The sequence below is a fragment of the Agrobacterium sp. SOY23 genome (assembly GCF_027212525.1).
In the GTDB taxonomy this organism is placed as follows: Bacteria; Pseudomonadota; Alphaproteobacteria; order Rhizobiales; family Rhizobiaceae; genus Agrobacterium; species Agrobacterium tumefaciens_I.
Genome location: NZ_JAPWDT010000002.1, coordinates 21,308 through 41,009, shown reverse-complemented (window position 1 = coordinate 41,009; position 19,702 = coordinate 21,308). Strand labels below are relative to the sequence as shown.

At 60.6% G+C, this 19,702-nt stretch carries 17 protein-coding genes and 1 other RNA gene; 14 read left to right on the top strand and 4 right to left on the bottom strand.

What is annotated here, in order from left to right:
* Entirely contained in the window at nucleotides 1-864 is an 864-nt protein-coding gene (locus tag O3S81_RS05380; protein ID WP_269341442.1) for a prephenate dehydratase, read from the top strand.
* 15 nt (nucleotides 865-879) lie between these two features.
* On the opposite strand, the gene nudC is transcribed toward O3S81_RS05380, so the two are convergent.
* Together nudC and O3S81_RS05370 are read right to left on the bottom strand one after the other, a co-directional pair.
* Nucleotides 880-1,842, bottom strand: a complete 963-nt coding sequence (nudC, locus tag O3S81_RS05375) for an NAD(+) diphosphatase (RefSeq protein ID WP_269341441.1) — start codon at nucleotides 1,840-1,842, stop codon at nucleotides 880-882.
* Nucleotides 1,842-2,270: an HIT domain-containing protein gene (locus O3S81_RS05370; RefSeq protein WP_003524313.1), complete on the bottom strand. Its 429-nt coding sequence runs from the start codon at nucleotides 2,268-2,270 to the stop codon at nucleotides 1,842-1,844. The genes nudC and O3S81_RS05370 overlap by 1 nt, the downstream gene beginning before the upstream one ends.
* A gap of 65 nt (nucleotides 2,271-2,335) precedes the next feature.
* Between O3S81_RS05370 and ffs the strand changes: the two genes are divergently transcribed.
* From ffs to O3S81_RS05355, 3 genes are all read left to right on the top strand, one after another.
* An RNA gene (gene ffs, locus O3S81_RS05365) (signal recognition particle sRNA small type) lies at nucleotides 2,336-2,432 on the top strand.
* Between the two features lie 79 nt (nucleotides 2,433-2,511).
* Nucleotides 2,512-4,386 (top strand): DNA polymerase III subunit gamma/tau, encoded by a 1,875-nt coding sequence (locus tag O3S81_RS05360; RefSeq protein WP_269341440.1) that lies wholly within the window; start codon nucleotides 2,512-2,514, stop codon nucleotides 4,384-4,386.
* A 25-nt stretch (nucleotides 4,387-4,411) separates the two neighbouring features.
* Nucleotides 4,412-4,735 (top strand): YbaB/EbfC family nucleoid-associated protein, encoded by a 324-nt coding sequence (locus O3S81_RS05355; RefSeq protein WP_269341439.1) that lies wholly within the window; start codon nucleotides 4,412-4,414, stop codon nucleotides 4,733-4,735.
* Nucleotides 4,736-4,823: 88 nt separating this feature from the next.
* On the opposite strand, the gene O3S81_RS05350 is transcribed toward O3S81_RS05355, so the two are convergent.
* A complete protein-coding gene (locus O3S81_RS05350; protein ID WP_269341438.1) occupies nucleotides 4,824-5,459 on the bottom strand; it encodes an MOSC domain-containing protein in 636 nt (211 codons plus the stop codon).
* 37 nt (nucleotides 5,460-5,496) lie between these two features.
* On the opposite strand from O3S81_RS05350, the gene recR reads away from it, so the two are divergent.
* Together recR and O3S81_RS05340 are read left to right on the top strand one after the other, a co-directional pair.
* Complete coding sequence (gene recR / locus O3S81_RS05345) at nucleotides 5,497-6,102, top strand: recombination mediator RecR (protein ID WP_077983270.1); 606 nt, start codon at nucleotides 5,497-5,499, stop codon at nucleotides 6,100-6,102.
* Nucleotides 6,103-6,140: 38 nt separating this feature from the next.
* Entirely contained in the window at nucleotides 6,141-7,406 is a 1,266-nt protein-coding gene (locus O3S81_RS05340; protein WP_269341437.1) for a lytic murein transglycosylase, read from the top strand.
* Nucleotides 7,407-7,568: 162 nt separating this feature from the next.
* Here the strand turns inward: O3S81_RS05340 and O3S81_RS05335 are convergent, their stop codons facing one another.
* Nucleotides 7,569-9,197, bottom strand: coding sequence for an MFS transporter (locus O3S81_RS05335; RefSeq protein WP_269341436.1), 1,629 nt, complete (start codon nucleotides 9,195-9,197; stop codon nucleotides 7,569-7,571).
* Nucleotides 9,198-9,485: 288 nt separating this feature from the next.
* On the opposite strand from O3S81_RS05335, the gene rimP reads away from it, so the two are divergent.
* From rimP to pnp, 8 genes are all read left to right on the top strand, one after another.
* Entirely contained in the window at nucleotides 9,486-10,082 is a 597-nt protein-coding gene (gene rimP, locus O3S81_RS05330) for a ribosome maturation factor RimP (protein WP_269341435.1), read from the top strand.
* A gap of 63 nt (nucleotides 10,083-10,145) precedes the next feature.
* On the top strand, nucleotides 10,146-11,762 hold the full coding sequence (gene nusA, locus O3S81_RS05325; protein ID WP_269341434.1) for a transcription termination factor NusA: 1,617 nt from the start codon (nucleotides 10,146-10,148) through the stop codon (nucleotides 11,760-11,762).
* Nucleotides 11,759-12,460 (top strand): RNA-binding protein, encoded by a 702-nt coding sequence (locus O3S81_RS05320; protein ID WP_269341433.1) that lies wholly within the window; start codon nucleotides 11,759-11,761, stop codon nucleotides 12,458-12,460. The genes nusA and O3S81_RS05320 overlap by 4 nt, the downstream gene beginning before the upstream one ends.
* A gap of 102 nt (nucleotides 12,461-12,562) precedes the next feature.
* Nucleotides 12,563-15,295: a translation initiation factor IF-2 gene (gene infB, locus O3S81_RS05315; RefSeq protein ID WP_269341432.1), complete on the top strand. Its 2,733-nt coding sequence runs from the start codon at nucleotides 12,563-12,565 to the stop codon at nucleotides 15,293-15,295.
* Nucleotides 15,296-15,370: 75 nt separating this feature from the next.
* Nucleotides 15,371-15,787: a 30S ribosome-binding factor RbfA gene (rbfA, locus tag O3S81_RS05310; protein WP_269341431.1), complete on the top strand. Its 417-nt coding sequence runs from the start codon at nucleotides 15,371-15,373 to the stop codon at nucleotides 15,785-15,787.
* A gap of 3 nt (nucleotides 15,788-15,790) precedes the next feature.
* A complete protein-coding gene (gene truB, locus O3S81_RS05305; protein WP_269341430.1) occupies nucleotides 15,791-16,738 on the top strand; it encodes a tRNA pseudouridine(55) synthase TruB in 948 nt (315 codons plus the stop codon).
* A 163-nt stretch (nucleotides 16,739-16,901) separates the two neighbouring features.
* Nucleotides 16,902-17,171 carry a 30S ribosomal protein S15 gene (gene rpsO, locus O3S81_RS05300; RefSeq protein WP_004439050.1) on the top strand — a complete coding sequence of 90 codons (270 nt, stop codon included), beginning with the start codon at nucleotides 16,902-16,904 and terminating at the stop codon, nucleotides 17,169-17,171.
* 280 nt (nucleotides 17,172-17,451) lie between these two features.
* On the top strand, nucleotides 17,452-19,593 hold the full coding sequence (gene pnp, locus O3S81_RS05295) for a polyribonucleotide nucleotidyltransferase (protein ID WP_269341429.1): 2,142 nt from the start codon (nucleotides 17,452-17,454) through the stop codon (nucleotides 19,591-19,593).
* Nucleotides 19,594-19,702: the final 109 nt, after the last annotated feature.

Genomic DNA, 19,702 nt, shown 5'->3' with positions numbered 1-19,702 from the left:
ATGAGCTTGATTACAAATCGCATTGCCTTTCAGGGCGAGTTCGGCGCGAATTCCGACATGGCCTGCCGTGACATGTTCCCGGATATGGAGCCATTGCCATGCCCGACATTCGAGGATGCCTTCAACGCTATTGAAAATGGCGAAGCCGATCTCGGCATGATCCCGATTGAAAACACGCTGGCCGGCCGCGTCGCAGACATCCATCACCTGTTGCCCGAATCACGCCTGCACATCATCGGCGAATATTTCATGCCGATCCGTTTCCAGCTGATGGTGATCCCCGGCGTGACGAAAGACGAGATCCGCACGGTCCACAGCCACATCCATGCGCTGGGCCAGTGCCGCAAGATCATCCGTTCCAATGGCTGGAAGCCCGTCATCGCCGGCGATACGGCGGGCTCCGCAAGGCTCGTTTCCGAAAAGGGCGACCGCAGCATGGCGGCACTTGCGCCACGCCTTGCCGCGGATCTCTACGGTCTCGATATTCTCGCTGAAAATGTCGAGGATTCGGAAAACAACGTCACGCGCTTCGTGGTGCTTTCCCGCGATGAGAACTGGACCAAGCGCCAGTCGAGCGACGAAATCGTCGTCACGACCTTCGTCTTCAACGTTCGCAACATTCCGGCCGCGCTCTACAAGGCCATGGGTGGTTTTGCCACGAACGGCATCAATATGACGAAGCTGGAAAGTTACCAGCTCGGTGGAAAATTCGTGGCGACGCAGTTTTATGCCGATATTGAAGGTCACCCCGATGACGAACCGGTGCGTCACGCGCTGGACGAGCTGCGCTTCTTCTCGGAAAAGGTCCGCATTCTCGGCGTCTACAAGGGCCATGCGATGCGCGGCAAGCTCAACCAGAGCTGAGCCTGCCGAACGCGGTTATTTTGTCCATTCCACCCAATCGCGCATCAGCCGATGCGCGATGGCGCCGCCGGGAGGCGCGGAAAAGCCTTCGCCCGTCGCCGTCTCCAGCATCTTGGCGACTTCCGCCCGTGTGAACCAGCGGCAATCCTCCAGTTCGATCTCATCACGCGCAATATCGAAAGACAGTGCCTCGGCATAACAGCCGATCATCAGCGTATGCGGCATCGGCCAGGGCTGCGACGCATGATAACGCACGCGGCCGATTTCAACGCCGGATTCCTCATGCGTTTCTCGGCGTACGGCCTGCTCGATGGTTTCGCCCGGCTCCACAAAACCGGCAAGGCACGAATACATGCCCGGCGCAAAATGCGCACCGCGGCCAAGCAGGCAGAGATCACGCTCGATATCGATCGTCATCATGATAACGACGGGATCGGTGCGGGGAAAAATAGTGTGGTTGCAGGCGGCGCAGATACGCTTGTAACCGCCGATGCGCAGTTCCATGGTGCCGCCGCACTTTCCACAAAAGCGATTGTCGGCGTTCCAGTGGGTGAGGCTGACGGCCTGGGCAACTTCGCTCAGCAATTCCTCATCGAGAAGATGGTCGCGATAAAGGGTGCGGGCATCGGCCAGCTTGTAATGGCTCGCCAGCTGATCCTCGGCAACGGCAACCGGCACCGCGATTCTCGGCTCGCCGGTTTCGCGATATCCGAGCAGCACGGCATTGTCGAAATCCGGCAGCAACTCGGCCAGCTCATAGGCGGAAAACAGGGGATCGATGACCTGTTCGTCGTGCTTCAGGACAAGCCGGTTGCCCGAGAAGGCAAAAATATGGGTGCCATCAACTTTCAACGCATCGGCAACGCACTCCTCCGTCCGCTTTTCGGCGAAACGGTCGAGGGCATTTTTGGAAAAGGCCGTCAGCAGGCTGGCTTCGGGATGGGGGGCAGTGGTTTCAAAAATTTTCATGGAAATCATCAGAGAGCGCCGGAGATTTTTTTCATCAAAGTTTCCTTTTCGCCTGCAGCATAAGGCACAGGCGTTCCGTGACCCCAGATAGGACCCGGCCAGCAGGTGTCCCCTTCGTTGCGGGCGATAATATGGACATGAAGCTGCCGGACGATATTACCCAAGGCACCGACATTGATCTTGGTGGCCCCGGTGATTTCTTTCAAGGCTGACGCGACGAGATTGGTCTCGAATGTCAGCACGGCCTGATCGAGCGGGGTAAGATCGAACAATTCGCTGACGCCATCTCGCTGCGGCACCAGCACCAGCCACGGCCAGCGATTGTCGTTTTGCAAACGCAGTTCACATAGTCCCAAACGCGTCACAAGCACGCTGTCGCGCGCCAGCCTGTCGTCCAGCCGGAATGTCTCCAAGGTGTCCTCCATGTTTGTTTTCATCGTGATAGCAGTTTTTTGAAGGCTTGGCTTGCATTTGCTGTCGATATTGCCGATATGTGGCCCCGGGAGGTTGGTGGTGGACGAGCCACTCGCCAACCGGGTCAGGTCCGGAAGGAAGCAGCCCTAACGAGCCCGGCACGGGTCGCCGTGCCAGCCTCCCACCTTTTTTAAAAGACGTGCTCAGCTTTCGCCGGGCCAGTTCCGCGCCCCAAGACAACTGGCAAAACAAACTGGCGAGGCAATGAGCGATACCGTTCCCACCACATCAAGCGAATCCCAGGTCGGGACCGGCTACCGGGTGCTGGCGCGCAAATATCGTCCCAAGGATTTTTCCGATCTGATGGTCGGCCAGGAGCCGATGGTCCGCACGCTGACCAACGCGTTTGAGACCGGACGCATCGCGCAGGCCTATATGCTGACCGGCGTTCGCGGCGTGGGCAAGACGACCACGGCCCGCATTCTCGCCCGCGCGCTGAATTACAAGACCGACACCATCGACAAGCCGACCATTGACCTTCGTATTCCCGGCGAACATTGCCAGGCGATCATGGAAGGCCGGCACGTCGACGTGATCGAGATGGACGCCGCCTCCCATACCGGTATCGACGATATTCGCGAGATCATCGAGCAGGTGCGTTATCGCCCGGTCTCGGCGCGCTACAAGGTCTACATCATCGACGAAGTGCATATGCTTTCGACGCAGGCTTTCAATGGTCTTCTGAAGACCCTTGAAGAGCCGCCGGAACATGTGAAATTCATCTTTGCGACCACTGAAATCCGCAAGGTGCCGATCACCGTTCTGTCGCGCTGCCAGCGTTTCGACCTGCGTCGCATCAGCGCCGCCGATCTCGTCGGCCTGTTTACCGCCATTGCCGGCAAGGAAGGTTTCGAGGCCGAGCCGCAGGCGCTATCGATGATCGCCCGCGCCGCCGAGGGTTCCGCCCGTGACGGTCTTTCCCTGCTCGACCAGGCGATTGCCCACGGCAGCGGCCGGGTGGAGGCCGAAGCGGTGCGCGGCATGCTCGGCCTTGCCGACCGTGCGCGCATCGTCGATCTCTTCCAGCATGTCGTCAAAGGTGACGTGGCGGCTGCGCTTTCGGAATTCAACGGACAATATGAGGCTGGCGCGAACCCGGTTGTGGTCCTGAACGACCTTGCCGATTTCACCCATCTCGTCACCCGCATGAAATATGTGCCTGACGCGGCGGAAGACCCCTCGCTTTCCGAGATCGAACGCGTGCGTGGTGCGGAATTCGCCGAAACCATCGCGGTGACGGCGCTTTCGCGCATCTGGCAGATGCTGCTGAAGGGTATTCCGGAAACGGAAAATGCCTCGCGCCCGGCGGGTGCGGCCGAAATGATCCTGATCCGCCTTTCGCATGCCGCCAACCTGCCGGCACCGGAAGATGCGGCGCGGCGCCTGCTGGAGCTTTCCAGCGGCGACGGCGGTTACGCCAATGGCGGGCCCTCAGGCGGCGGCAACGGCGGCGGCGCGCGTGCCTATTCGTCGGTGCAGACCGTGGCGGCCGGAAGACCTGTCGATCTTCCCGCCCAGAGGCCTGCAAGTCCGCAACCATCCGCCATGCTGCGCGCTGTGCCCGATAGCCGCCCGCAGGAGATGCAGGTCGTGGCGCCAAGAACCGAAGAACGGCCAGAGCCCAAGGTTCCCGTCAATTCGGTGCAGGATATTGCCGATCTCTGCCAGAAACACCGAGACCCGGTCATGCGGGCAAAGGTGCGCAACTTCGTGCGGCTGGTGCGGCTGGAGCCCGGCCGGCTCGACATGCGCCTCGGCGAAGGTGCGCCCGGCTCTCTGCCCGGTGAACTTGGCGTCAAGCTCAAGGAATGGACCGGCATCCACTGGATCGTCAGCCTCAGCAAGGAACAGGGTGAGCCGACCCTGGTCGAGGCTGAAGGCAATGCCCGCGACGCCCGTCTGGTCGATGCGCGTCAGGACCCTGATGTTGCCGCCATTCTGGCGCAGTTTCCCGGCGCAAAGATCACCGACGTGCGTATCCGCGCTGCGATACAGGATGAGGCGGAGGACATCGCGCCGCCATCGGTTGCCGAATCGAGCGAAGGCGACATCCTTCCCGGCGACGACATCGAGTTTTAAACAAAAAAGAACAGGAGATTGGCACATGCGCGACATCATGGGCATGATGGGCAAGGTCAAGGAAATGCAGTCCAAGATGGAAAAGGTGCAGCAGGAAATTGCCGCCCTCGAAATCGAAGGCCGGGCTGGCGGCGGTCTGGTAACCGTCATTTTGAACGGCAAGGGCGAAATGCGCGGCCTGAAAATCGATCCTTCCCTATTCAAGGAAGATGAGGTGGAAATCCTCGAGGACCTGATCGTTGCCGCCCACAAGGACGCCAAGGAAAAAGGCGAAGCACAGGCCCAGGAAAAGATGGCCAACCTGACCGCCGGTTTGCCGCTACCGCCCGGCATGAAGCTGCCGTTCTGATAGACATTTCCGATCCGTCATTCCGGCCCCGAGCCGGTATGACGGAAATTGCGGACATCTCCCGCCTCAGCGGAAATAGGTCCAGTTCTCAGGCTTCCAGCATGGCGCGAAACCGGCTTGCCAGCGGTGTTTCGAGGTAGGTCGCGCGTTCGGCCATATCGAGCTGCATCGGCCGGAAGCGCTGCAGAATAGTCGGTATGGGCAGCTTCGTTCCCTGATAGGGTTCGAACGAGATATTCTCACCGGCGGCGAGCATTCCGCCTTTCAGCACCCGGCAATAAAAACCCGGCTGGCCCGCCTGCCGGAAGCGCGGGGCGAAATCGGGATCGCCGATACGAGCCGACAGCGTGGCGCAGGGGATGCGAGCAGCGGTCACCTCCAGCACGACATCGCTGGTCGAGAACCTGTCGCCCACATGAAGTTTTGCGCTGTCGACGCTCTCCAGAACGAGATTTTCACCAAAAAAGCCGGGTTCCACCACAAAGCCCAGGGAGCGTGACCAGAAGTCGAGATCGACGGAGCCCATGATGTAAATCGCCTGATCCGGCCCGCCATGGTGTTTGCGATTGCAGACGGCGTCACTGACGATGCCTTCCGCGTCGACCATGACCGGGCCATTCACGGCGTGTTTGAAGATGCCCGTCTTCGCCGTCTTTCCCGGCAGGTTTTTTGCCTCACCCCGGCACACCGCCCTGATTTTCATGGACTGCCCTTTGCGCTTCATGATTCCCGTTTCCCGATTTATGCAGTAGAAAGCGCTCATGGCAAAACGAGTCACCGGTCCCGAAATCGAAAAACTGATCCAGCTTCTGGCCAAAGTGCCGGGACTTGGCCCCCGCTCGGCGCGGCGGGCGGCGTTGCATCTCATCAAGAAGAAGGAACAGCTTCTCGGGCCGCTGGGCCATGCCATGGGTGAAGCCTATGACAAGGTGAAGATCTGCTCCTGCTGCGGCAATGTCGATACGATCGATCCCTGCACCGTCTGCGCCGACGACCGGCGCGACCAGTCCGTCATCATCGTGGTGGAAGACGTGTCGGATCTCTGGGCGCTGGAGCGGGCGGGCGCGATGAACACCGCCTATCACGTTCTGGGCGGCACGCTGTCGCCGCTCGACGGTGTTGGGCCCGAGGACCTGAACATCAAGGGCCTGATCGATCGCGTCAGCGCCGGCGGCATTCGCGAGCTCATCATCGCCGTTAATGCGACGGTGGAAGGACAGGCGACCGCCCATTACATCACCGATCGCCTCTCCGACCTAGGCATCAAGATCACACGGCTTGCGCATGGCGTGCCGGTGGGCGGCGAGCTTGATTATCTCGACGAGGGCACATTGACGGCGGCGCTTCGGGCGCGAACGACGATCTGAAGCCTTCCTCCCTCCCCGTCACTCAAAGAGGAGACCGAATGCGAAACCGATTTGCCCCCAAGGCGCTCGCTGCCCTTCTTTCCGTTTTTTCAGCAACGGCAGTTCTTGCACAGTCGACCCCGACAGGTGCGGCTGCCGCCAAATATGACGCAGACTTCAATGCATGGCTGAAAAAGGAAATCTGGCCGGAAGCCCGCAAGGCCGGCATTTCGCAAAAGACGCTTGAGGCCACGCTCAGCGGTCTCTCCATCAGCTGGAACCTGCCCGACCTCGTCATTCCAGGCCAGAAGCCGCCGAAGGAACAGAGCCAGAGCCAGGCGGAATTCTCCTCTCCGGGCGCCTATTTCTCCGAAAAGCGGTTGCAGGGGCTTGCCGGCACCGGCCGCTCGCTTGCGGCCGCGCATGCGACGACGCTGCGCAGGATCGAGGCAAAATATGGTGTGCCTGGAGATATCGTCGTTGCGATCTGGGGCCGCGAATCCGGTTTCGGCCGGGCAAAGTTGCCGCATTCGGTGGTCGATGTGCTGGCCACAAAAGCCTATATGTCGACCCGCAAGGAGATGTTCCGAACGGAGCTGATCGATGCGCTGAAGATCGTCGAAAGCGGCGATATAGCGGCTTCACGCATGATGGGCTCCTGGGCCGGCGCGCTTGGCCAGCCGCAATTCATGCCGTCGAGCTATCTGAAATACGCCGTGGATTTCGATGGCGATGGCCACCGCGATATCTGGAATTCCGTGCCGGATGCATTGGCATCCATAGCGAACTATCTTTCCCAGCGCGGCTGGCAACGCAATCGCGACTGGGGCTTCGAAGTCTCCATCCCCGCCAATGTTTCCTGCGCGCAGGAAGGGCCGGATCTGGCCCGACCGGTGGCCGACTGGGCGAAGATGGGCATCACCCGCATTTCTGGAAAAGCCTTTCCCGCCAATGACCTCACTGCCGACGGCATGATGCTGGTGCCAGCCGGACGGCACGGACCGGAATTCGTGGTGACGCCGAATTTCTACGTCATCAAGGAATATAATAATTCCGATCTCTACGCCCTCTTCATCGGCAATCTCGCCGACCGCATCGCCCATGGGGCAGGACCGTTCAAGGGGGAATGGGGCAATGTCGGATCGATGCTGCGCTCCGACGTGCTGGCCATGCAGAAGGCGCTGGTCGCCAAGGGTTACGATGTCGGCAAGGCGGACGGGCTGGCGGGCTTCAAGACGCGCCGATCATTGGGCGACTGGCAGGCGAAAAACGGCCTCGCGCCGACATGTTTTCCCGATGCGACACTGAGGGCAAAGCTGAAATAGCAGGTTGCCGGCAAAGTCCGAAAACCTCTCCGTCGTCATCCTCGGGCTTGTCCCGAGCATCTGCAACCGATTGATTTACGACAGGTGATTGGATCCTCGGGACAAGCCCGAGGATGACGACGGGGGTGCTGCAAGCCATCGCCCCCTTTTGCCTATCACCTCTCAATGCTGGTCGGTATGCGGCTTATGAAAAATATCATCGGTCGGTGGAATGGTCTGCCGTTCAATCATCCGGTGCACGCGCGGCCGCGTGTTGCCGCGGTGAAGCTCGAGCAGCCGGTCCCAGGTCTCCGCATCCGCCTGAGTGCGGCGGTGGTTGTGGCGGACATATTCCACCCATGTCGGCACATGGTAGCTTTCCGTCCAGATATCGGGGTTTTCGAGATCGCGCATCAGGTTCCAGTTGCGCGCGCCGTCGCGGAGGCGGATGCGGCGGCGCTCGGCCATCAGCGGCAGGAATTCGCCCAGATCCTCGTCATGGATTTCATAATCGATGAGAATGGCGATTGGCCCGCTGCGCGGCTTGATATCGAGCCTCAGCGGCGGTTCCACGAAACGATTGAGCGGATCGAGATTGAGCGAAGCGAAGGCCGGCATGGCGAGCTTGAGGCCGACGACGACACCGAGCAGCATCAGCACGCAGGAACAAAGCAGCGAATAGGAAATGCCGTAATCTTCCGCCAGCTCGCCCCACAGCCAGCTACCCACCGCAATGCCGCCGAAGGTCAGCGTCTGGTAAAGCGAAAGCGCTCGACCCACCACCCAGCGCGGGGTGGAAAGCTGGACGATGGTGTTGAAAAGAGAAAGCGCCAGAACCCAGCAGGCGCCGGCAATGGTCAGAACCAGCGAAGTGATGATCGAACTGGTGCTGACCGCCGTTACACCGGCACTAAAGGCAAAACCTAAAAAGGCAACCCGCACAATCCATTCGCTGGACAGGACCTCACGCAGTCTCGCACTGACCAGCGCACCGCCGATGGCACCGACGCCGAAGGCGCCGAGCATGACGCCATAGGTCAAGGGCCCACCCTCGACCAGATCGCGGGCGACAATGGGCATGAGAGCAAGGATGGCGCTGGCGGAAAGGCCAAAGAGGAAGCCGCGCACCAGAACCTTGCCGATATTAGGCGACATCGCCACATAACGCATGCCGGCCGAGATGGCGGCAGGAAGCTGCTCGCGCGGCAGGGTCGAGGCATATTTGGGCGGCTGCCAGCGAAACAAAGCGTAGATCAAGGTGAAATAGCTCAGCGCATTGACGAAAAACGCAGCCGCAGCACCGGCGGCCGCAACGATGATACCGCCGATGGCCGGGCCGACACTGCGGGTGATGTTGAAGCCGACGCTGTTCAGCGTCACGGCGGCCGGCAAATCCTCGCGCGGTACCATTTCGCCGACCGAAGCCTGCCAGGACGGATTGTTGAGCGCCGTACCGCAGCCGATCATGAAGGTGAAGAAGAGCAGCAGCCAGGGCGTGAGCCAGCCCGACCACGCAAACACGGTGAGCAGCACGGAGGCCGTCAGCATCAGAAGCTGTGCCGAAATCATGATGCGGCGGCGGTCGAAACTATCGGCCAGCGCGCCTGAGATCAGCGAGAACAGCATGATCGGCAAAGAGGTGGAAGCCTGCACCAGCGCAATCATGTTTTCCGAACTGGAAAGCGAGGTCATCATCCATGCGGCACCCACCGCCTGGATCAATCCGCCGAAATTCGAGGCAAGGCTCGCGAACCAGATTCGTCTGTAAGTCAAATGCCTTAAAGGCGCGAGTGGCGATTTACGGTCAGGCACGCTCTGTCCACTTGATGCAACTGCGATCTATCAAACGGCAACTATAGACAGTGCCGGAATTCATGCCAGCCTTTCCGACACGGTAAGGGTGAAAATATGGCCGGAGCCACGCCCCGGGCGAGACCGCCCGCGAAAACCTTGCAATCCTGCCCCGATGGGTCTATATGACCCCTGAAATTCTTGATCGCTTGATGAAGAGTGGGGCCGCAAGGCTCCGCTCTTTTTCGTTAGGCGAACCGGAAACCACGGGCTGAGTGCCCGGTGAAAATCTAAAGACCGGAAGGCCAGATGGCAGACACCGCACATGAACCGCGACTGATAACCGAAACGGGCATCGACCAGCGCATTGCCGAGATCATCGAGCCTGTTCTGACGGGCATGGGGTATCTTCTGGTGCGCGTGCGGCTCTCCAACCAGAACGGCATGACGCTGCAGGTGATGGCCGAGCGGGAAGACGGAACGATGACCGTTCAGGACTGTGAAGCCATCTCGATGGCGATTTCACCGGTTCTTGATGTGGAAGATCCGGTCGATAAAGCGTATCATCTCGAAGTTTCCTCGCCCGGCATCGACCGGCCGATGGTTCGCAAATCGGATTTCACCCGCTGGCAGGGTCATCTGGTGAAGGTCGAGACCTCCATTCTGGTCGAGAACCGCAAGCGGTTTCGCGGCAAGATCGTCGAGGTCGATGCGGATGGCTTCAAGCTGGAACGCGACCAGATCGCCTATGGCGAAGAGCCGACAGTCATCATTCCGTTCAGCGCGCTTTCCGATGCGAAGCTCATTCTGACGGACGACCTTATTCGTGATGCGCTGCGGGCAGACAAGGCGGCAAAGGCCGCCGCCGCAAACCAGAACGACGAAGACGAAGCAGACGAAGACTAATTCCAACGTAAAGCCCGAAAATAAGGGCGACCAACGCAACTTGCGACTTACGGAGACAGAAAAATGGCAGTGAGTGCTAACCGGCTTGAGCTTCTGCAGATCGCCGATGCTGTGGCGCGCGAAAAGGTCATCGACCGCGAAATCGTGCTTGCCGCAATGGCCGACGCTATCCAGAAAGCCGCCCGCTCGCGCTATGGTTCGGAAACCAACATCCGCGCCGACATCAACTCCAAGACCGGCGAAATCCGCCTGCAGCGTCTTCTGGAAGTTGTCGAGGCCGCTGAGGACTATTCGACCCAGATCCCGCTTGAGCTGGCCCGCGACCGCAACCCCGACGCCAAGCTCGGCGACTTCATCGCCGATCCGCTGCCGCCGATGGATTTCGGCCGTATCGCCGCCCAGTCCGCCAAGCAGGTCATCGTGCAGAAGGTGCGCGAAGCCGAGCGCGACCGCCAGTATGACGAGTTCAAGGACCGCATCGGCGAAATCGTCAACGGCACCGTCAAGCGCGTCGAATATGGCAATGTCATTGTCGATCTCGGCCGTGGCGAAGGCATCATCCGTCGCGACGAGATGATCCCGCGCGAAAACATGCGTTATGGCGACCGCGTTCGCGCCTATGTCTACGACGTTCGCCGCGAACAGCGCGGCCCGCAGATTTTCCTGTCGCGTACCCATCCGCAGTTCATGGTGAAGCTCTTCACCATGGAAGTTCCGGAAATCTACGACGGTATCATCCAGATCAAGTCGGTTGCCCGTGACCCCGGTTCGCGCGCCAAGATCGCGGTCATCTCCAACGACTCGTCGATCGATCCGGTCGGCGCCTGCGTCGGTATGCGTGGTTCGCGCGTTCAGGCCGTTGTCGGCGAACTCCAGGGCGAAAAGATCGATATCATTCCGTGGAGCCAGGAACCGGCTTCCTTCATCGTCAACGCCCTGCAGCCGGCGGAAGTCGCCAAGGTCGTTCTGGATGAAGAATCCGAGCGCATCGAAGTGGTTGTTCCCGACGAGCAGCTGTCGCTCGCCATCGGCCGCCGAGGTCAGAACGTGCGTCTGGCATCGCAGCTGACCGGCTGGGATATCGACATCATGACCGAGCAGGAAGAATCCGAGCGTCGCCAGAAGGAATTCAACGAGCGCACGGCACTCTTCATGGAAGCGCTCGACGTCGACGAAATGGTCGGCCAGGTTCTGGCTTCGGAAGGCTTCGCGCAGGTCGAAGAACTGGCCTATGTCGATCTCGACGAGATTTCCTCGATCGACGGCTTCGACGAAGACACTGCCGACGAAATCCAGACCCGCGCCCGCGAATATCTGGAACGCCTGGAAGCCGAAATGGACGCCAAGCGCAAGGAACTCGGCGTTGCCGACGAACTGCGCCAGATCGACGGCCTGACCTCGCAGATGATGGTCGCGCTCGGCGAAGACGGCATCAAGACCATCGAGGACTTTGCCGGCTGTGCAGCGGACGATCTGGTTGGCTGGAGCGAGCGCAAGGACGGCGAGACGAAGAAGTTCGAAGGCATCTTCTCCAAGCTCGATGTTTCGCGCGTCGAAGCCGAGAACATGGTGGTGCAGGCTCGTCTTCTCGCAGGCTGGATCACCGCTGAAGAGCTCGCTTCCGAACAGGCAGCCGATGCGGAAGCTGCCGAGGAGGCGGATACCGCCGAACAGGAATGATATCGCAGGCGCATGAGCCGGACGATCTGCCCGAGACGGATGACGACGGGCGGATCAAGGGCGACGTCAATGGACGTATGTGCATTGTGACACGGCAGAGCGGATCGCCGGATGAGCTGATCCGCTTCGTCGCAGGCCCGGACGGCGGCGTCGTTCCGGATCTGAAACGCCAATTGCCGGGGCGCGGCTGCTGGGTGACACCCGAGCGCGCCCTGATCGAGAAGGCCATCGCGAAGAAGCTCTTCGCGCGGGCTCTCAAACGTGACGTCAAGGCCGGGCCGGAGCTTCTCGCTCTTCTCGACCGGCTGATGGCGCAACAGCTTGCCGGGATGATGAACATGGCGCGAAAAGCCGGCCAGTTCATCAGCGGCGCGATGAAAGTCGATGCCGCCGTCCGGTCCGGGAACGCGATCGCCGTGTTCCATGCGACCGATGCTGCGGCCGACGGCGTGAGAAAACTGGACCAGGCTCGCAAGGCCTGGGCGCTCGGCAGCGATGCCGGCAATGAAATTCCGTCCTTCCGGCTCTTCAGCGGAGCCGAAATGGACGAGTTGATGGGCCAGAATGCTTTTATCCATGCCTGCGCGCTTGCAGGGCAGGCGGGTGAGGGTGTAGTGAAGCGCGCAACGATGCTTGAGCGGTACCGCCTTGGCGGCCAATCTCAGGCGGAACGCGACGCTGCCCGGACAGAACAATGACGCGGTTAACCGACATCAACGGTCGCCGCGTTCCGATGCAGCAATTGAACGACGAGACCTGATGGACGTCATCCGGTTCTCGTCCGAAGGAACGGGAACGGAATGACCGACAACAACGACGACAAGACACTCAATGCGCCGGCCAAGAAGACTCTTACCCTGAAACCGGGCGGGATGAATCAGGGCACCGTGCGGCAGGATATGGGTCGAGGTCGCACCAATGCGGTTGTCGTGGAAACACGCAAGCGCCGCCCCCATCGACCTGAAGACGAGAAGCAGGTTCATTCGGTTGCAGCACCCGCTTCGAAGCCGGCCGCCCCTGCCCCCGTGGCACCGCGTCCGCAGGCTCCGCAGCCGCGCGTCCACCAGCCGAGCAGCCAGCAACAGCGTCCGGGTTCCTCCCAGTCGCAGCAGCGTCCCGGCTCGTCCGCGCCACAGCAGCGCCAGCCTGAGCGTCCGCGCGGCAACGTCCTGCACGATCTGTCCGCCGGCGAGATGGAAGCCCGCCGGCGCGCGCTGATGGAAGCGCAGGCTCGCGACGTGATCGAAGCCAAGCAGCGTGCCGAAGACGAAGCGCGCCGCAAGGTGGAAGAAGAGCGCCGCATCGCCGCTGAAAAGGAAGAGGCTGCACGCCGTGCCGCCGAAGAGGCCGAAGCCGCCAAGGTGGCGGCAAGCCAGCCGGCCGTGGAAACGAAATCCGAACCAGCCGCTGAAAAGCCGGCTGCCGCCGCTCAGCCGGCGCCGCGCGCCGAGGCTCGTCCTCAGCCCGCCGCCGCCCCTGCCCGCACCACTCCCGAAACCGCAGCTCCGCGCGGTCGCCGTACCGATGGTGACGACGAGGATGATCGCGGTGCGCGCCGTGGCAATCTCCCGGTTCGCGGTAAGGTCGCCGCACCTGCGCCGGCAAAGCCCGCTGCACGCCTGAAGACGGAAGAAGAACGCCGTCGCGGCAAGCTGACCGTGACCTCATCCAATCTGGATGAAGACGGCACGCCGCGCGGCCGCTCCATGGCATCCATGCGTCGCCGGCAGGAAAAATTCCGCCGCAGCCAGATGCAGGAAACCCGTGAAAAGGTTATGCGCGAAGTGATCCTGCCGGAAACCATCACCATTCAGGAACTGTCGCAGCGCATGTCCGAACGTGCCGTCGACGTCATCAAGTTCCTGATGAAGGAAGGCCAGATGATGAAGCCGGGTGACGTGATCGACGCCGATCTGGCGGAACTGATCGCGGTCGAATTCGGCCACACCGTCAAGCGCGTTTCCGAGTCTGACGTGGAAGAAGGCATCTTCAACCAGGCAGACGACGAAGGCGAAATGCTGCCGCGTCCGCCGGTTGTCACGATCATGGGCCACGTTGACCACGGCAAGACCTCGCTGCTCGACGCCATTCGCCAGGCGAATGTGGTCGCAGGCGAAGCCGGTGGTATCACCCAGCATATCGGTGCCTATCAGGTCGAAAAGAACGGTCAGAAGATCACCTTCATCGACACCCCCGGCCACGCCGCCTTCACGGCCATGCGTGCCCGTGGTGCGCAGGCGACGGATATCGCCGTTCTGGTGGTCGCCGCTGACGACAGCGTGATGCCGCAGACGATCGAGTCCATCAACCATGCCAAGGCAGCGGGTGTTCCGATCGTCGTGGCGATCAACAAGATCGACAAGCACGAAGCAAACCCTGAAAAGGTTCGCCAGCAGCTCTTGCAGCACGAAGTTTTCGTGGAATCGATGGGCGGTGAAGTGCTTGACGTGGAAGTCTCCGCCAAGAAACAGCTTGGCCTCGACAAACTGCTTGAAGCGATCCTGCTGCAGGCTGAAATTCTCGACCTCAAGGCAGATCCGAACCGTACCGCAGAAGGTACCGTCATCGAAGCGGAACTCGATCGCGGCCGTGGTGCCGTCGCTACGGTTCTCGTACAGAAGGGTACGCTGAAGCCTGGTCAGATCATCGTGGCCGGCGACCAGTGGGGCCGCGTTCGCGCCCTCGTCAACGACAAGGGTGAACACGTCAAGGAAGCCGGTCCGGCTATGCCTGTCGAGATTCTTGGTCTTTCCGGCACGCCATCTGCCGGTGACCGTTTCGCGGTTGTCGAAAACGAAAGCCGTGCTCGCGAGATTTCCGAGTACCGCCAGCGTCTGGCACGCGACAAGGCTGTCGCACGTCAGACGGGCCAGCGCGGTTCGCTGGAACAGATGATGAGCCAGTTGCAGACTTCGGGAATGAAGGAATTCCCGCTGGTCATCAAGGCAGACGTGCAGGGTTCGGTCGAAGCCATTATCGCTTCGCTCGACAAGCTCGGCACCGACGAAGTCCGTGCTCGTATCGTTCACTCGGGCGCTGGTGCCATCACGGAATCGGATATCTCGCTTGCCGAGGCCTCCAACGCCGCGATCATCGGCTTCAACGTTCGCGCCAACGCACAGGCACGCACGGCGTCCGAACGCGCCGGCATCGAGATCCGCTACTACAACATCATCTACGATCTGGTGGATGACGTGAAGGCGGCGATGTCTGGCCTGCTTTCGCCGGAACGTCGCGAGACATTCCTCGGCAATGCCGAAATCCTCGAGGTGTTCAACATCACGAAGGTCGGCAAGGTCGCAGGTTGCCGCGTCGTCGAGGGCAAGGTGGAACGTGGTGCGGGTGTCCGTCTGGTGCGCGACAACGTCGTCATCCACGAAGGCAAGCTCAAGACCCTCAAGCGCTTCAAGGACGAAGTCTCGGAAGTGCCGGTCGGTCAGGAATGCGGTATGGCCTTCGAAAACTACGAAGACATCCGCGCCGGCGACACCATCGAGTGCTTCCGCGTCGAACACATCACGAGAACGCTCTAAGCGTTCTCGCCGCAAAACAGGAATTTACTGTCGGGCGCCGGCTTACCGGCGCTCGCTCCGTTTGAGGCATAACCCATGGCAAAAGCTACATCATCGGCCCCTTCGCAACGCATGCTGCGCGTCGGCGAACAGGTGCGCGCCGCCCTGACCCAAATTCTCCAGCGCGGTGAAGTCCGCGACGATCTGATCGAAAGCACCGTCATTTCCATCTCGGAAGTGCGCATGTCACCCGATCTCAAGATCGCCACCGCTTATGTGACGCCGCTCGGCGTTGCCGATCACACCGGCATCATCACCGCGCTCAACCGCCATGCAAAATACATGCGCGGCCGCCTCGGCCCGCAGCTTCGGCAGATGAAATACATGCCGGAACTGCGTTTCCGCGACGATACGAGTTTCGACAATTACCAGAAGATCGATGCGCTCCTGCGTTCGCCGGAAGTACAGCGCGATCTTGGACCTTCGAACGAAAAAGACGACGAACAGAACTGAAGCATGTCCAAACCACGTAAACAGCAGAACCGCAAACCCAAGGGCCGTCCGATTTCGGGTTGGCTCATCCTCGACAAGCCGCTCGATTTCGGCTCCACCGAGGCCGTTTCCAAGATCAAGTGGCTGTTCAACGCCCAGAAGGCCGGCCATGCCGGCACGCTCGATCCGCTCGCTTCCGGCATGCTGCCGATCGCGCTTGGTGACGCCACCAAGACCGTGCCCTATGTCATGGATGGCCGGAAGATTTACGAATTTACCGTGACCTGGGGCGAACAGCGCGCGACCGATGATCTGGAAGGCGAGGTGGTCGATTCCTCCGACCTGCGCCCGGACGAGCAGGCGATCCGCGATATTCTGCCCAACTATACCGGCGTGATCATGCAGACCCCGCCGCAGTTTTCCGCAATCAAGATCGCCGGCGAGCGCGCCTATGATCTGGCGCGTGACGGCGAGACGGTGGAAATTCCCGCACGCGAGGTGGAAATCCATCGTCTGACGCTGCTTGCCTGCCCCGACGCCGATACCGCGCATTTCGAAGTGGAATGCGGCAAGGGCACCTATGTGCGGGCGTTGGCGCGCGACATGGGCCGCGATCTCGGCTGCTTTGGCCATATCTCCGAACTGCGCCGCACCATGGTCGCCCCCTTCGACGAAGAGATGATGGTGCCGCTCGAAACGCTAACGGCGCTGGAAGCCATGGAAGACCGCGACGAACGGCTGGAAGCGCTGGACGCCTATCTGATCGACACGGCCGAGGCGCTGTCCGCCCTTCCCCGCCTCATCATCAACGACGATCAGGCACACAGGCTGAAGATGGGCAACCCCATCCTGCTGCGCGGGCGCGATGCGCCGGCTAATCATCCGGAAGCTTATGCCACCGCGCATGGCAAACTGGTCGCCATCGGCGAGATCGGCGAAGGCGAATTCCGGCCGAAGCGTGTTTTCGGCTAAATCAAGGCTCGGGAGGCGCTGTCAATCGCCTCTTTCAATTACACCCGGAATAGTTTATAGGCAGCGCCAGCTTGGGCTTTGCCTATGCTGCTGAATGGCCAGAGCTGGACGACATCCCGGCTTTAGGCGTCCCATTTTTCCTTAAAACAGAAAGGATCGTCCGATGTCGATTACTGCAGAGCGCAAAGCCGCCCTCATCAAGGAATATGCCACGAAGGAAGGCGACACCGGTTCGCCGGAAGTTCAGGTTGCTATCCTGACCGAGCGGATCAACAACCTGACCGGTCACTTCAAGGACCACAAGAAGGACAACCACTCCCGTCGTGGCCTTCTGACGCTGGTTTCGAGCCGTCGTTCGCTTCTCGACTATCTGAAGAAGAAGGACGAAGCCCGTTACACCAAGCTGATCGGTGCTCTCGGCATTCGCCGCTAATAACTTCTCCGGCGGGTTTCGCAACGATGCCCGCCGGTTTTTATATCCGGCCTTTTGAAGGCCACATGAATTTCCGGGCGTTCGCCGCTGATGTGGCCCCCGGACGATTAGGGTGAACCGGATGGGCCGGTGCCGCCTTTTTCAACCGCAGACCTGTCATGGGGCAGGATTGCCGGATGCTTGCTTGTCGAAAGCCTCCCGCTGTCTTGCCCGTGATTGAGTCACAGCGCTGCCACCGCCGGCACGATGCCGGAGCGGCAGCCACAACCAAGGACAAGATATGTTCAATCAACACTCCGTGGAAATCGAATGGGCAGGCCGCCCGCTGAAGCTCGAGACCGGCAAGGTTGCCCGTCAGGCTGACGGCGCCGTCATCGCAACCTACGGCGAGACGATGGTTCTCGCGACCGTGGTTTCCGCAAAGTCTCCGAAGCCGGGCCAGGATTTCTTCCCGCTCACCGTCAACTACCAGGAAAAGACCTATGCAGCCGGCAAGATCCCCGGCGGCTATTTCAAGCGCGAAGGCCGCCCGAGCGAAAACGAAACGCTGGTTTCGCGCCTGATCGACCGCCCGATCCGCCCGCTTTTCCCTGAAGGCTACAAGAACGACACGCAGGTCGTCGTCACAGTCATCCAGCACGATCTGGAAAACAACCCGGACGTCCTGTCGATGGTTGCGGCTTCCGCAGCGCTTACGCTCTCTGGCGTTCCCTTCATGGGCCCGGTTGGCGGCGCGCGCGTTGGCTACATCAACGGTGAATATGTTCTTAACCCGCATCTGGACGAAATGGACGAGTCTGTTCTCGACCTCGTCGTTGCCGGTACGCAGGACGCCGTTTTGATGGTTGAGTCCGAGGCCAAGGAACTCAACGAAGAAATCATGCTCGGCGCCGTCATGTTCGGTCACCGCGGCTTCCAGCCGGTTATCGACGCGATCATCAAGCTCGCCGAAGTTGCCGCCAAGGAACCGCGCGAATTCGAACCGGAAGATTTCTCCGCTCTCGAAAACGAAATGCTGGCGCTCGCCGAAGCAGAACTGCGCGACGCCTACAAGATCACCGAAAAGGCTGCCCGTTACGCCGCCGTCGACGCCGTGAAGGCGAAGGTGAAGGCACACTTCCTGCCGGAAGAAGGCGAAGCCAAGTACACGCCGGAAGAAATCGGCGCCGTCTTCAAGCACCTTCAGGCGAAGATCGTTCGCTGGAACGTTCTCGACACCAAGAGCCGCATCGACGGCCGCGACCTGTCGACCGTTCGTCCGATCATCTCGGAAGTCGGCCTGCTGCCGCGCACGCACGGTTCGGCACTGTTCACCCGCGGTGAAACCCAGGCAATCGTTGTTGCGACGCTCGGCACCGGCGAAGACGAACAGTATGTCGACAGCCTCACCGGCATGTACAAGGAACGCTTCCTGCTGCACTACAACTTCCCGCCCTACTCAGTCGGTGAAACAGGCCGCATGGGCTCCCCGGGCCGTCGCGAAATCGGTCACGGCAAGCTCGCATGGCGCGCGATCCGTCCGATGCTGCCGACCGCCGAACAGTTCCCCTACACGCTGCGCGTCGTTTCCGAAATCACCGAGTCCAACGGCTCCTCGTCGATGGCAACGGTTTGCGGCACCTCGCTCGCGCTGATGGATGCAGGCGTTCCGCTGGCAAAGCCGGTTGCCGGTATCGCCATGGGCCTGATCCTCGAAGGCGAGCGCTTTGCAGTCCTCTCCGACATCCTCGGCGACGAAGACCACCTCGGCGACATGGACTTCAAGGTTGCGGGTACTGCCGACGGCATCACCTCGCTGCAGATGGACATCAAGATTGCCGGTATCACCGAAGAGATCATGAAGATCGCTCTGGAGCAGGCACAGGGCGGCCGCAAGCACATCCTCGGTGAAATGGCCAACGCCATCACCGAAAGCCGCGGCCAGCTCGGCGAATTCGCACCGCGCATCGAAGTGATGAACATCCCGGTCGACAAGATCCGTGAAGTCATCGGTTCCGGCGGCAAGGTCATTCGCGAAATCGTCGAAAAGACCGGCGCGAAGATCAACATCGAAGACGACGGCACCGTCAAGATCGCCTCTTCTTCCGGCAAGGAAATCGAAGCGGCCCGCAAGTGGATCCACTCGATCGTTGCGGAACCGGAAGTCGGCCAGATCTACGAAGGCACGGTCGTCAAGACCGCTGACTTCGGCGCTTTCGTCAACTTCTTCGGCGCCCGTGATGGCCTCGTCCACATCTCGCAGCTCGCTTCCGAGCGCGTTGCCAAGACCTCCGACGTCGTCAAGGAAGGCGACAAGGTCTGGGTCAAGCTGATGGGCTTCGATGAGCGCGGCAAGGTTCGCCTGTCCATGAAGGTTGTCGACCAGGCAACCGGCAAGGAAGTCGCCGCCGACAAGAAAGACGGCGAAGCCGCTGCCGAATAAGGCCGCGTCGCCAGACCCTATCGAGGCGCGGGTTTTGCCCGCGCCTTTTTTTCGTTTTGTTATCGTTTGTCTGTTCAGGAAAACCGGTTTCCACTTTCCCTGACAAACT